This is a genomic window from Arthrobacter monumenti, assembly GCF_054511255.1.
This window is the reverse complement of sequence record NZ_JBTNCY010000003.1, coordinates 201,979-215,266: the sequence shown is the minus strand read 5'-3', so window position 1 is coordinate 215,266 and position 13,288 is coordinate 201,979. Positions and strand designations below refer to the sequence as shown.

Below are 13,288 nucleotides of genomic sequence, written 5' to 3'. Positions count from 1 at the left end.
TAGTCTTCAGCTTAAGACCGACGGCCCAGCCGGCAATGTGACCGGCGGCGTAAATCCCTAAGAACCTCTGGAGGTACCGTTTTTGGCCGAAACAGGAACACAACTGCACGAACTGACGGCGCTTGCGTTACGCGACGCCATCCGGAACGGCGAGGTGGGTTCGCGCCAGGCCGTGTCACATTTCCTCGACCGGATCGAGCGCCTCAACCCCGAATATGGGGCCTTTATCTCCGTTACGGGCGATCAGGCACTGGCGGAAGCGGCCGCCGCCGACGAGCACCAGGCGAACGGTGGTGAACTGGGTCCGCTGCATGGCGTGCCACTGGCGTATAAGGATCTCACCGACGTCGCCGGCGCCGTCACAACACATGGCAGCGCGGCGGTCCCTCACCAGCGGGCGACGACGGACGGTCCACTGGCCGCGGTACTGCGCCGGGAGGGAGCCATCAGTCTGGGAAAGACGCAGGTCCCGGAGTTCGGCCTGACGAGCTACAGCGCGAACGGCATCGCGCCGCCGGCCCGGAATCCGCACGACAACACACTTAGCGCCGGCGGCTCATCGGGTGGCAGCGCCGCAGCGGTAGCGGCCGGCATGCTGCCCTTCGCACCGGGCAGCGACGGCGGCGGCTCGATTCGCATTCCCGCGGCAGCGACCGGCCTCGTGGGGCTGAAACCGAACCGTGGACGGGTTTCGGCGGGGTCCGGGCAAAACGACGCGGGCGGGTTCTCCGTCGCCGGGCCCTTGGCCAGGACGGCCGAAGATGCCGCGTTACTGCTCGACGCTATGGGGGATGACAGGAACCACCGCTCACTCAGTGCCGTGCCGCCGTCGTCCTCCTTCCTCTCCTCCACACTCCAGCGGGGTGGCAAATTCCGGATCGGCGTCAGCACCGCTTCACCTTTCGAGGAATATTTCCCTATTGCCCTGCAGCCGGAGGCGGAAGCTGCCCTGGAGCGCGGCGTCGAGCAGTTGACAGCTCTGGGGCACGACGTCGTTCCGGCCGAGATTAGTTATGACAAGCGGTACCCGGAGGCCTTCACGACGGTGTGGACATCGTCCGTGGCGGCCGCGCCCATTCCCGCTGAGCGCGAGCATGAGCTGATGCCGTTGACCCGGACGTACCGCAGCCGCGCACAGGCCCGCAGCGCCGTCGACCTGCTCGCCGCCGTCGACGTCCTCAAGCGCTTTGAGTGGGAGACGATTGCCCAATATTCCGCCTACGACATGATTCTCACGCCGGCGTTGGCGATGACACCGCGGCCGGTCGGATGGTACACGGAGGACCCGGACGAGGACTACAAGCGGCAGTGCCAGTACTGCCCCTTCAGTTCGATGGTCAACGTGGTCGGGCTGCCAGCCATCACGGCACCGGTCATGGTCACGCCGACGGGCCTGCCGATGGGAATCCAGCTGATCGGACGCCCCAGTGGTGAGGCCGAGTTATTGTCCGTGGTGGCCCAGCTGATGGACTAATGCCGCTTGCGGAATGTGATTAATTGGGCAGGCCCTCGATATGACAGAGCCGTCCGGCGAGTGCGAGTATGACAAATTGTGAATACTCCAGTTGAACCTACTCCACCCACACGTACGCACGCTGGAAGTGACCGGAACCCCTCGGGAAAGACCTTCTTTGGGCAGCCCGGCATGCTCGCCAATCTGTTCAGTGTTGAACTTTGGGAGCGCTTCTCCTACTACGGCATGCAGGTCGTTGTCCTGCTGTACATGTATTCCCAGGTCAGCGAAGGCGGCCTCGGAATCGATTTCAATATCGCTGCCGGTATCATCGGTGCCTACGGTGGCACTGTCTACCTCTCCACCATCCTTGGGGCGTGGGTCGCTGACCGCCTGATCGGTCCGGAACGGGTGCTCTTCTACAGCGCCATCACGATCATGTCCGGCCATATTGCCCTGGCAGTGCTGCCCGGCATATTGGGTCTGGCTATGGGTCTGATTCTCGTCGGCGTCGGAAGCGGTGGTTTGAAGGCCAGCGCCACGTCGCTGGTCGGCTCCCTGTACGACCGGACCGACGACCGCCGCGACGCCGGCTTCTCAATTTTCTATATGGCCGTCAATATCGGCGCCCTGTTCGGTCCGCTGCTCACCGGATTGACCCGCGACTATCTGGGATTCCATTTCGCCTTCGGTCTGGCCGCCGTCGGCATGGCCATTGGATTGTTGCAGTACGCGGCGACCCGCAAGAACCTTCCGGAGGAGGCGCACCGGGTGGCCAACCCGCTGCCGCGCAGCAAGATCAAGCGGGTGGGCGGCATCGCGATCGCCGGACTCGTCCTCATCATCCTGTCTGTGGTGTCGGGGCTGGTGAACCCGGCGAACCTGGCTGCGGTGGTAGCGGGGGTGGCAATTGTCGCCGCCGTGATCTACTTCGCCGTCATCCTGTCCAGCAAGGGAATCGACCACATCGAGCGCAGGCGGGTGTACTCTTTCATCCCGATGTTCATCGCCAGCGCGGCATTCTTCTCGCTGTTCCAGCAACAGTTCACGGTCGTGACTTTGTATGCTGACAAGCGCCTGGACCGGACCATCTTCGGCTGGCAGATGCCGATCGAGTGGGTGCAGTCGTTCAACCCGATCTTCATCATCCTGTTGGCGCCACTGTTCGCCCTCGCTTGGACAAAGCTCGGATCAAGGCAGCCGATCACCCCGCTCAAGTTCGCCATGGGGCTTGCCGTAATGGGTCTGGCCATCCTGGCCTTCATTCCGCTGGCAGGCGGCGGCCCCAACAGCACCCCGCTGATGGCGATCATCGGCATCCTTTTCCTGTTCACGATTGCCGAGCTGATGATTTCCCCGGTCGGGCTTTCGCTGTCCACAAAGCTGGCGCCGCGGATTTTCCAGACTCAGATGGTCGCACTGAACTATCTCTCGGTTTCGCTGGGAACGGCGTTGTCAGGTGTGCTGGCGGGTTTCTACGACCCCACCGATGAGATCCCCTACTTCAGCGTCATCGGAGTAGTCGCCGTCATCATGGCCGTCGCACTTGCCATGTCCGTGAAGCCCATCAAGAACCTGATGAGCGGCGTCCACTAAAACAAGGACAACCAGTACGACGGCGGCTGCCGCCGTTCCAGCGTTCCGCACGTTGGGGCGGTGGCAGTTTGACGTTTTGCACAAACTGCGTCGTATTCTGCCGCCACAGGGCCGATTCTGGCATGCTGGTGCTATGACAAGCCGTGCGGGCACAGTGGCCCTTCCCAGCGACCTGGTGGATCTGACGACACTGTTGGACGCCTATTATGACCTGCAGCCAAGCATGGATGATCCGGCGCAGCGCGTTGCCTTCGGCACATCCGGGCACCGTGGCTCCAGTACCAAGGTCTCGTTCAATGAGGCGCACATTGCCGCCATCACGCAGGCCATCGTGGAGTACCGGGCCTCGCAGGGGATCACCGGCCCGATCTTTATTGGCAAGGACACCCACGCGTTGTCCGAACCGGCCCAGAACACTGCCCTGGAGGTCCTGGCCGGCAACGGAATCCGCGTCCTGGCCGATGCCCGCCGCGGCTACACCCCGACTCCGGCGCTGTCGCACGCCATCCTCCGCTACAACCGCGGACCGGAAAAGCATGACGATGTCGCCGACGGGATCGTCGTCACGCCCAGTCACAATCCGCCAGGCGACGGAGGATTCAAGTACAACCCTCCGCACGGCGGTCCGGCGGACTCAGATGCCACCGGATGGATTGCCGACCGGGCCAATGAATTGCTTGAGGACGGGCTGCGCGGCGTCCGCCGCATGCAGCTGGCGAACGCGCTGGAGGCCGAAACCACAGGACGGTATGACTTTTTGGCTTCCTATGTCGATGACCTGCCGGCGGTACTGGACCTGGCAGCCATCGCCGGTTCCGGACTGCATATTGGCGCTGATCCGCTCGGCGGAGCAAGCGTGGATTACTGGGGTGAAATCGGCGAGCGCCACGGCTTGAACCTGACGGTGGTCAATCCGTCTATCGATCCGCAGTGGGCCTTCATGACACTCGACTGGGATGAAAAGATCCGGATGGACTGCTCCTCCCCCAATGCCATGGCCTCGCTGATCTCCCGGGCCGGCGAGTACGACATTGCCACCGGAAATGACGCCGACGCCGACCGGCATGGCATTGTCACTCCCGATGCCGGGCTGATGAATCCGAACCACTATCTGGCTGTGGCCATTGACTACCTGTACCGGAACCGGCCTGACTGGCCTGCCAGCGCCACGGTGGGAAAGACACTCGTTTCGTCATCGATCATCGACCGGGTCGCCGCGGGCCTCGGACGGGAACTGGTGGAAGTGCCGGTCGGATTCAAATGGTTCGTACCCGGGCTGCTGGACTCGTCCGGCGCCTTCGGCGGGGAAGAATCGGCCGGCGCATCGTTTCTGCGCCGGGATGGCGGAGTCTGGACCACGGACAAGGACGGCATCCTGCTCGCCCTGCTGGCATCCGAAATTACAGCCAGGACCGGCCGCACTCCATCCCAGCACTACGCCGGCCTCACAGACCAGTTCGGCGATCCGGTCTATGCGCGGATCGACGCTCCCGCAACCCGCGATCAAAAGGCCGCCCTGGGCAAGCTGTCGGCGGACCAGGTTACAGCCGACACCTTGGCCGGCGAACCGATCACGTCCAAGCTCACCGAGGCGCCGGGCAACGGTGCGGCGATTGGCGGGCTGAAGGTATCCACGGAGAACGCCTGGTTCGCCGCGCGGCCCTCGGGAACCGAGGATGTCTACAAGATCTATGCGGAATCATTTAAGGGAGCCGGGCATTTGAAGCAGGTCCAGGACGAGGCGAAGGCGCTCGTCGACGGCGTCATCTGAGAAAAGGTCCGTTAAACCGCCGACCCGGCCTGCGTCTTAACGCGGCCGGGTCAACTACCTATCACTCCCCACGCAACCCCCACATTGTGCGCCCCCCGGAAATTCAGGATGGCAAAACGCTATCATAAGAAACCGTCGCGGCGGTATGTTTTTAGGGAAACCGCTTCGTCCGGAAGAAAACCGAGCCCCCGAAACGGGAGGTTTATGGCTGTAAGTCGGCTTCCGTCTGGCGGATTACGCCGGGTAACGTCAGAAACTCCGCCTGCTTTTCCGGCGGGACGATTCCGGGCAGCACCATCTTCCACATTTCCTCCAGCCGCAGAAGGACATCCTCCCGCGCCGGCACCATTCCCGTTACAGTGTCGACGCCGGTATGGGCCGACACCAGGAATCCGGCGAGAACGGACGCGTCAATATCCGGACGGATACTGCCTTCGGCGATCGCCCGTTGGATCAGGTTCTCACAGGTCTTGATCCAGTCCTCGTGCGGAATCTCCTCACCGAAGACCAGCTTGGAGTTTTCCATCGTCAACCGGACTGCTGCCCGGGTGAGCGGATTCTCGGTCAGTTCGGCGACGCCGGCACTGATTCGAACCAGGGACTCGAGGGCACAATACCCACCGCTGAGGACCCGCATGCCTATTGCTGTGGTGGCAGTGAGGTTTTCGTCGATAACGGCCCGGGCCAGCGCCTGCTTGGAGTCGAAGTGGAAATACAGTGCGCCCTTGGTGACGCCGGCGGAAGCGGCCACCTGGGCCATCGTCGTATGGGCATAGCCCACATCCAGGAAAACTTTTGCCGCGCCGTCAATAATGGACTTGCGCGTAATTTGGGCGCGCGCTTGCTGAGCCACTTTGACGCCCCCCCTTCAGGCTAGTACCACCACCATGGTACGACGCCGCGGCTCATTTTGGACCACAGCTGACGGCGGCTTGTTAGACAGTCGTCACGACGTCGTCGTAGTTGAGCCGCGGGAGCCGTTCGCCCCAAGCGCCTTCGGCGGGGTACCCAATGTTGACGACCATGAAGGAGTGGGTGTTTCCCCCGGGGAAGAAGTCAGCATCCAGCGCCTCGGCGTCATAGCCGCTCATCGGTCCGGCGGCCAGTCCGAGCGAGCGCACCGCAATGATGAAATAACCGGCCTGCAGGTTGGCGTTGTTGTTGCCCAGCTTGTGCCGGCCCTCGGCATTATCATCGAACATCGACTTCAGCTTTTGGGCACCGGGGTTGAAGGTCGGGAAATGCTCATGCCAGTCCGCGTCGTAGCTGAGAATGGCGGTCAGCGGGGCGTTGCGCGTCTTTTCCTGATTGCCACCCGCGAGGTGGGAAACGAGACGCTCCTTCGCGTCCTCCGACCGGACATAGGTGACGCGCAGCGGTTGGTTGTTGAACGCCGTCGGGCCCATTTTGACCAGTTCGACGATTGACCGCGCCTGCTCTTCGGAGACCGGCTCGTTGGTGAATTTGTTGGCGGTGCGGCCCTCCCGGAACAGCAGGTCCGCGGCCGCAGGCTCCAAAGCGAGCGTTTCATCCAAAGTCAGTTCAATAGTCATGCTCAGCACTTTCCACGAATTTCCGGCCCCGCAACCGGAGCCCTTTCCAGTGGGTACAACCGGTGGGAAAGCCAGGTTCATTTCCAGCAGCACGGTGACATTACTCACTCGCCCACGTCCGCCGTCGTTCTGAATCCCCGACGGCGGCGGGAGAGTCCACGGGGCGGAGGCACCGGTCCCGGCGGTAGGCTATCGGAGGGTTTTTCGTACAGGAGGGCAGGAAAGAATCGTGAACATGCTTAAGTGGCACCTGCATGGAGATGGGAAGACCATCAGGGCCGGCGAAGTGGTCGCGCCCGGCGAGCGGCTGACCTGGCCGCGGACCATCGGCATCGGGGTGCAGCATGTGGTGGCGATGTTCGGTGCCACCTTCCTGGTTCCACTGATCACCGGCTTCCCGCCCGCGACGACGCTCTTCTTTTCCGGTATCGGCACCATCCTGTTCCTGGTAATCACTGCCGGAAAGATCCCCAGCTATCTTGGCTCCAGCTTCGCGTTCATCGCGCCGATCGCCGCCGCCACCAGCCAGCACGGGCCGGCCGGCGCGCTCGGCGGTGTGGTGATGGCCGGTGCGGTGCTGGCCCTGATCGGCGCCGTCGTCAACTTCGCGGGCACCCGGTGGATCCAAGTGCTGATGCCGCCCATCGTTACCGGGGCGATCGTTGCGCTGATCGGGCTGAACCTGATCCCGTCGGCGAAGGACAATTTCACGGCCGCCCCCGTCACCGCCCTGGTCACGCTCGTCACAATCATTGTCGTCACGGTGCTGTTCAAGGGGATCCTCGGCAGGTTGTCCATCCTGGTCGGCGTCGTTGCCGGCTACCTGGTGGCGATGTTGCGCGGGGAGGTCGACTACCAGGCAATGCGCGATGCCGCCTGGGTGGGCCTGCCGCCGTTCCAACTGCCGGAATTCCACCTCTCCGTCGCAGGCCTGTTCATCCCAGTGGTCCTGGTCCTCGTCGCGGAGAATATCGGGCACGTAAAGTCGGTCGCCCTGATGACAAACCGCAATCTGGATCCGCTGACCGGCCGGGCGCTGATGGCGGACGGACTCGCCACCGTGCTGGCGGGCACCGGCGGCGGCTCCGGAACCACGACGTACGCGGAAAACATCGGGGTGATGGCCGCCACCCGCGTCTACTCGACCGCGGCGTACTGGGTTGCCGCCATCACGGCGCTGCTGTTGAGTTTTTCCCCCAAATTCGGCGCGTTGATCGCCACCGTCCCCGCGGGCGTGCTTGGCGGCGCGGCGACGGTCCTGTATGGGATGATCGGCGTCCTCGGCGTTCGTATTTGGGTGCAGAACCGGGTCGACTTCGCCAATCCCATCAATCTGACGACGGCGGCCGTCTCACTGGTCATTGGAATCGCCAACTACACGTGGATTGTCGGAGCACTGACCTTCGAAGGTATTGCCCTGGGCACCGGTTCGGCACTGCTGATCTACCACGGCATGACACTGATCGCCCGCTGGCGCGGCACCGCGGGAATGGACGACGGCGAACCTCACCATGAGGGCCGGCATGCGGCTGCCACCATGGAAGACGGTGAAGCGGGCGCCGACGGCACGGACGGCGTCGGCGCGAAACCCAGCAAACTCGGCTGACAGCAGCATCATGCCCGATCATCTGTGTTTATTTGGCAAACCTCTTGACACACAGAAATAAACGCAGATAGAGTCACTCAAAACAACATACACGTGATGGCGGTCACCGTCGTTACGGATGAATGTTCCGGTGCTGAAATGGGCACCGGCGAGAGGGAGACTCATGTTCGCCGAAGAGCGCTACACCAAGATTGGCGACCTGGTTGCCGCCGAGGGACGCGTCAGCGTGGCTGCCCTCGCGGAGCGGTTCAACATTACCCAGGAAACCGTCCGCCGGGATCTCGCCGCCCTCGAAGCCGACGGCCTGGTCCGCCGGGTACATGGCGGGGCGGTTCCGGCCGGCAAAATGAGCACGAGCGAGCAAAGCCTGAGCAGCCGGCAGAGCCAGAACCACGAGCAGAAGGCCAGGATTGCCCGCAAGGCCCTCGAACTGATTCCCTCGTCCAGTTCAGTCGTCATCGACGCAGGAACCACCACCGAACTGTTGGCCGACCTGCTTCAGGACTGGCAGCCAGCGAATCCCGGCGACGATCTGCTGGTCATCACCCATGCGGTGCCGATCGCGGCCAAGCTCGCCAATTCGTCGACGGTCCAACTCGAGCTGCTCGGCGGACGCGTCCGCGGACTGACCCGGGCCGGCGTCGGGGATCGAACGATCAGCCAGATTGAAGGCCTCCGGCCTGATATCGCCTTCGTCGGAACGAACGGCGTGCACGCCGGCTTTGGCCTCAGCACCCCCGACCCGCAGGAAGCCGCCGTCAAAACCGCCATCGTCCACGCCGCACGCCGGGTCATCGCCTTGGCCGACTCCTCGAAGCTCGATGAGGAAACCCTGGTCCGCTTCGCCCATCTGAAAGAGATCGATGCCTTGATTACCGACGCCGAACCATCCCCTGAATTGGCCAGCGCCCTCCGTGACGCCGGCACCGAGGTGGTGCTGGCATGATCGTCACCCTCACCGCCAACCCGAGTCTTGACCGGACGATTGAACTGCCCGGCCCGCTCGCCCGCGGAGATGTCCAACGCGCCATCGCGGCGAATCAGGATCCGGGCGGAAAAGGCGTCAATGTCTGCCGCGCCCTGACTGCCTCCGCGGCTGCCTCCCTCGCTGTGCTTCCCGGCAATAACGACGACGCCGTTGTGGCGGCGCTTCGGATGTCCGGCATCGAGTTTGCGAACCTCCCGATCGGCGCCACTTTGCGCAGCAACATCACGCTCACCGAGCCCGACGGCACAACGACGAAGATCAACGAACCCGGGCCGGAACTGACGCCGCAACAGCAGCGCGAACTGATCGACCTGGTGCTGGCAAGCGCCGACGGTGCCCAGTGGATTGTCCTGGCCGGCTCCCTTCCGCCGGGTGTTCCGACGGATTTCTACGCCCGTATCATCCAGCAGGCCCGCCTCCGGTTTGGCTCCGGCTGTCCAGCGATCGCCGTCGACACTTCGGGTGCACCGCTGACCGCCGTCATGTCCGCCGGTTCCGACATTGCACCCGACCTGCTCAAGCCCAACGCCGAGGAATTGGCGGAACTGACAGGTGCGGGAACGGAACAGGACCTGGAAAACGACCCGTCCCTGGCCGCCGCCGCCGCCCGGACGCTGATTGATCAGGGCTGTTCCGCCGTACTGGCCACGCTCGGATCCAAAGGTGCCGTGCTGGTCACCGGCGACGGATGCTGGCTCGCAACACACGCCCCGATCCGGGCCCGCAGCACGGTTGGCGCCGGCGACTCCTCGCTGGCCGGCTACCTGCTCGCGAGCTCGGCCGGTGCGCAACCGCAGGATCGACTGCGCCAGGCCGTCGCACATGGAGCAGCGGCAGCCTCCCTCCCCGGCTCCACCCTTCCATCACTTGAACAAACCACTCCCGCCGACGTCGTTATCGCGCCGCTGGCACTGAATCCATCCAAAGGAGGCTGACCATGTCAGCACTGATTACCCCGGAGCTCGTCACTCTGGACAAGAATCTCGGCAGCAGCCGCGCGGACGTGATCCGCACGCTCGCCCAGGCCGTGGCCGACTCGGGACGCGCCAGCGAATTCGAGGGTCTGTATGCGGACGCAATGGCGCGCGAGGAAAAGACGGCAACCGGCGTTCCCGGCGGCATCGCGATCCCGCACTGCCGTTCGACGGCGGTGACCGAACCGACGCTGGCCATGGCGCGCGTGGAACCGGCGGTCGATTTCGGCGCCAAAGACGGCCCCGCGGATCTAATCTTCTTCATCGCCGCACCTGAAGGCGCCGACCAGGAGCACCTGAAACTGCTGTCCAAGCTGGCACGGTCACTGATTAAGAAGGACTTCACCGCCGCCCTGCGGGAGGCCAAGTCCGAGGCGGAGATCGTGGAACTGGTCGACGGCGCCCTGCATGATCGGCCGGTTTCCTCGAGGACTGCCCAGCACGCTGGTGCTGCTGCCACTAGGTCATCCCCCGGAGCGCCTGCTCCCGCGGGGACTCAGGCGCCAGCGACCGGAACCGCGGAGGCTTCCACCCCGGCGGTCAAACGCCTGGTAGCCGTAACCGCCTGCCCCACCGGCATCGCCCACACCTACATGGCCGCCGACGCACTGGTCGCTGCTGGCGAGCGGGCCGGGGTCGAGGTGCAGGTTGAAACGCAAGGCTCCTCAGGGTCGAAGCCGCTCGATCCCGAAGTTATCGCCGCAGCAGACGCCGTCATCTTCGCCGTCGACGTGGACGTCCGCGACAAGCACCGTTTCGCCGGCAAACCGGTGGTCAGTGCACCAGTCAAGCGTGGCATCGACGAGCCGGACGAAATGGTGAACGAAGCCATTGCGGCGGCTGGCGACCCATCGGCACGGAAGGTCAGTGCCACCGCCGCATCGGGCAGCAGCGACACGGCCGAAAACGGCGAAGGCATCGGCTCGCAGCTCAAACGCGCCCTGCTCACCGGCGTCAGCTACATCATTCCTTTCGTCGCCGGCGGCGGGCTCCTGATGGCCCTGGGCTTCCTGCTCGGCGGCTACGATATTGCCCTTCCCAACGACGACGGCGTCCCGAGGGCCGATGCGATCCTCGGCACCAATTCGCTCGCGAACCTGCCCGACGGCGGTCTCGGCATTTATCTGGGTGCCGTCTTCTTCAAGATCGGCAACCTGTCGATGTCATTCCTGATCCCCGCGTTGGCCGGTTACATCGCCTACGCACTGGCGGACCGGCCCGGCATCGCACCCGGGTTCACAGCCGGTGCAGTCGCAGGTTTCATGGGCGCCGGGTTCCTCGGTGGTATCGTCGGCGGTTTGCTCGCCGGTTACGTCGCCATGCTGATCGGACGGATCCAGGTTCCGCGCTGGCTTCGCGGCCTGATGCCCGTCGTCATCATTCCTCTGCTCGCCTCCGTCGTGGCATCCGGACTGATGCTGCTGGTGCTGGGCGGACCGATTGCCGGACTGACTGATTTGCTCAACAACTGGCTCTCCGGCATGACCGGTGCTGCCGCCGTCGTACTGGGCATTGTGCTTGGTCTGATGATGGCGCTCGATCTGGGCGGTCCGGTCAATAAGGTTGCCTACGCCTTCGCAGTCGCCGGTCTCGCAGCGGGATCGGTAGACAACCAGGCACCGTGGGAGATTATGGCTACGGTGATGGCGGCCGGAATGGTTCCCCCACTGGCGATGGCCCTGGCGACCGTCCTGGACAAGAGGCTTTTCACCCCTGCGGAACGGGAGAATGGCAAGGCGGCCTGGCTGCTCGGAGCGGCCTTCATCACCGAAGGCGCAATTCCGTTCGCAGCGGCCGACCCGCTTCGTGTCATCCCGGCCGGAATGGTCGGCGCCGCCACCACCGGAGCGCTGATCATGGGAACCGGCGTCACGTCCCAGGCGCCACATGGCGGAATCTTCGTCCTGTTTGCGATCGGGAACGTCCTGATGTTCGTCGTGGCGATCCTGGCCGGAACAATCATTTCCGCCCTGACGGTCATCGCCCTGAAGCGGTTCACGACCAAGAAGAAGCCTGCATCCGACGCGGTGAGCGCCGAATACGCTCCGGCAGCGGCCTGAGCGAAACACCAAAGCACCGCACCAAAAGCCCGCACAAAAAGCACCAAGGAGAAACATGCCAGCACGCACCGCCACCATCGCCAGCCGCGTGGGACTGCATGCCCGTCCGGCGTCCATCTTCGTCGAAGCCGCGGCCGATCAGCCCCTCGATGTCACGATCGAGATGGAGGGCGGTGAGGCCCTGGACGCTTCAAGCATCCTGTCGATCATGGGTCTTGGTGCCTCGCACGGACACGTGGTTGTCCTCCGCGCTGACGGAGATGGAGCCGACGAGTCGCTGGACGCGCTGGCCCGCATCCTGGAAACGGACCACGACGCCGAGTAAACCCGGCGCCGCGGTCCGTCTCATGGGCCGCTCAGGATCACCACCGCAGTTTCGGCTCCCGGGCACCCTGCCGGCCACTTGCCTGCCGGGGCTTATGCCCGGAGCCGACACTGCGGCCTCCGGGGAGATCGCCAAAGCCGGTATCCTGGCTGAGCTGATACAACTCGACCCACTGACCGGTATTCAACTCAGCCGCCGGCAGTTGCGGATCGATTGACGACTCAGCGACCCACTTGTGCGCAGGCGCCGGACCGATAATCCGGGCGGCCGTTGCCCGAATGCCTTGCCGCTTGCCTTGCCACACGCGGTCGATCAGCTTCTGGAAGGCATAGTGGTCCGCCCACGGAAGCAGCGGCTCCTCCAGTTGCTGCACCCGCACGGTCAGCCCCTCACCGGCGCCGGCAGTCTGCACCATTTCGATGCTGTACCAGGGAGCCCAGTAGCGCTGCATGGCGGCAAGTCCTGGCGGATGACCGTTGTCGGAGTGCACCAGCACTGGCTGCTCCGGAACGTGTCTTTCCTTCAGCAACTTCTTGAACGTGGATTCGTTTACTTCCCGCAGGTCTGAGACAGACGACGGTTGATGGTTGGTTTGGGCAGTCATGGCATTCCCTTCTGGTTCGGCTTGTTGATTCCTCAACTGCCACCGGGTGCCATTCATGGTGCTCCCGTCGTCGAAAAATGACGACACTTAGGAGCGATCAGGAACCAACAGATTCCGCCGCGTGAACAACCGCGAAGTGCTGGATATGAAGAATGGGAATCGTCCCGGAGGCTCGGCCTCAACAAGAAATTTCGGTTTTTCGGCGCTAAGCCGTTAGCAGTTGGACTGCTCTTACTCGAAAATTAACGTTCCCATGCGCATCAGGTTAGCGCACTCAGCGCTGCATGGCCACAGTCACACCCGTCACTTTCCAACAGATCGGAGGCCGAAGCCGGTCCTCGACGTCGAAAACGGTTCT

11 protein-coding genes are annotated in these 13,288 nt (G+C 63.7%); 8 read left to right on the top strand and 3 right to left on the bottom strand.

The features are described from left to right. Positions 1-82 precede the first annotated feature (82 nt). From ACX80B_RS05760 to pgm, 3 genes are all read left to right on the top strand, one after another. On the top strand, positions 83-1,474 hold the full coding sequence (locus ACX80B_RS05760; protein ID WP_459293989.1) for an amidase: 1,392 nt from the start codon (positions 83-85) through the stop codon (positions 1,472-1,474). 78 nt (positions 1,475-1,552) lie between these two features. Further along, positions 1,553-3,049, top strand: coding sequence for a peptide MFS transporter (locus ACX80B_RS05755; RefSeq protein WP_459293987.1), 1,497 nt, complete (start codon positions 1,553-1,555; stop codon positions 3,047-3,049). Between the two features lie 133 nt (positions 3,050-3,182). Continuing rightward, entirely contained in the window at positions 3,183-4,820 is a 1,638-nt protein-coding gene (gene pgm / locus ACX80B_RS05750; protein WP_459293985.1) for a phosphoglucomutase (alpha-D-glucose-1,6-bisphosphate-dependent), read from the top strand. A gap of 202 nt (positions 4,821-5,022) precedes the next feature. On the opposite strand, the gene ACX80B_RS05745 is transcribed toward pgm, so the two are convergent. After that, a complete protein-coding gene (locus ACX80B_RS05745; RefSeq protein WP_459293983.1) occupies positions 5,023-5,673 on the bottom strand; it encodes a ScbR family autoregulator-binding transcription factor in 651 nt (216 codons plus the stop codon). 82 nt (positions 5,674-5,755) lie between these two features. Then, entirely contained in the window at positions 5,756-6,373 is a 618-nt protein-coding gene (locus tag ACX80B_RS05740) for a malonic semialdehyde reductase (protein WP_459293981.1), read from the bottom strand. Between the two features lie 235 nt (positions 6,374-6,608). Between ACX80B_RS05740 and ACX80B_RS05735 the strand changes: the two genes are divergently transcribed. The 5 genes from ACX80B_RS05735 (at position 6,609) to ACX80B_RS05715 (ending at position 12,326) form a co-directional block, all read left to right on the top strand. Continuing rightward, the gene (locus ACX80B_RS05735) at positions 6,609-7,979 is read left to right on the top strand and encodes a uracil-xanthine permease family protein (RefSeq protein WP_459293979.1); all 1,371 of its coding nucleotides are present in this window, start codon (positions 6,609-6,611) and stop codon (positions 7,977-7,979) included. A 163-nt stretch (positions 7,980-8,142) separates the two neighbouring features. Beyond that, on the top strand, positions 8,143-8,925 hold the full coding sequence (locus tag ACX80B_RS05730; protein ID WP_459293977.1) for a DeoR/GlpR family DNA-binding transcription regulator: 783 nt from the start codon (positions 8,143-8,145) through the stop codon (positions 8,923-8,925). After that, positions 8,922-9,902, top strand: a complete 981-nt coding sequence (locus tag ACX80B_RS05725) for a 1-phosphofructokinase family hexose kinase (protein WP_459293975.1) — start codon at positions 8,922-8,924, stop codon at positions 9,900-9,902. The genes ACX80B_RS05730 and ACX80B_RS05725 overlap by 4 nt, the downstream gene beginning before the upstream one ends. A 2-nt stretch (positions 9,903-9,904) precedes the next feature. Continuing rightward, complete coding sequence (locus tag ACX80B_RS05720) at positions 9,905-12,001, top strand: PTS fructose transporter subunit IIABC (protein ID WP_459293973.1); 2,097 nt, start codon at positions 9,905-9,907, stop codon at positions 11,999-12,001. A 55-nt stretch (positions 12,002-12,056) separates the two neighbouring features. Beyond that, on the top strand, positions 12,057-12,326 hold the full coding sequence (locus ACX80B_RS05715) for an HPr family phosphocarrier protein (RefSeq protein WP_459293971.1): 270 nt from the start codon (positions 12,057-12,059) through the stop codon (positions 12,324-12,326). A 37-nt stretch (positions 12,327-12,363) separates the two neighbouring features. Here the strand turns inward: ACX80B_RS05715 and ACX80B_RS05710 are convergent, their stop codons facing one another. Next, positions 12,364-12,930, bottom strand: coding sequence for a hypothetical protein (locus ACX80B_RS05710; protein ID WP_459293969.1), 567 nt, complete (start codon positions 12,928-12,930; stop codon positions 12,364-12,366). Positions 12,931-13,288 lie beyond the last annotated feature (358 nt).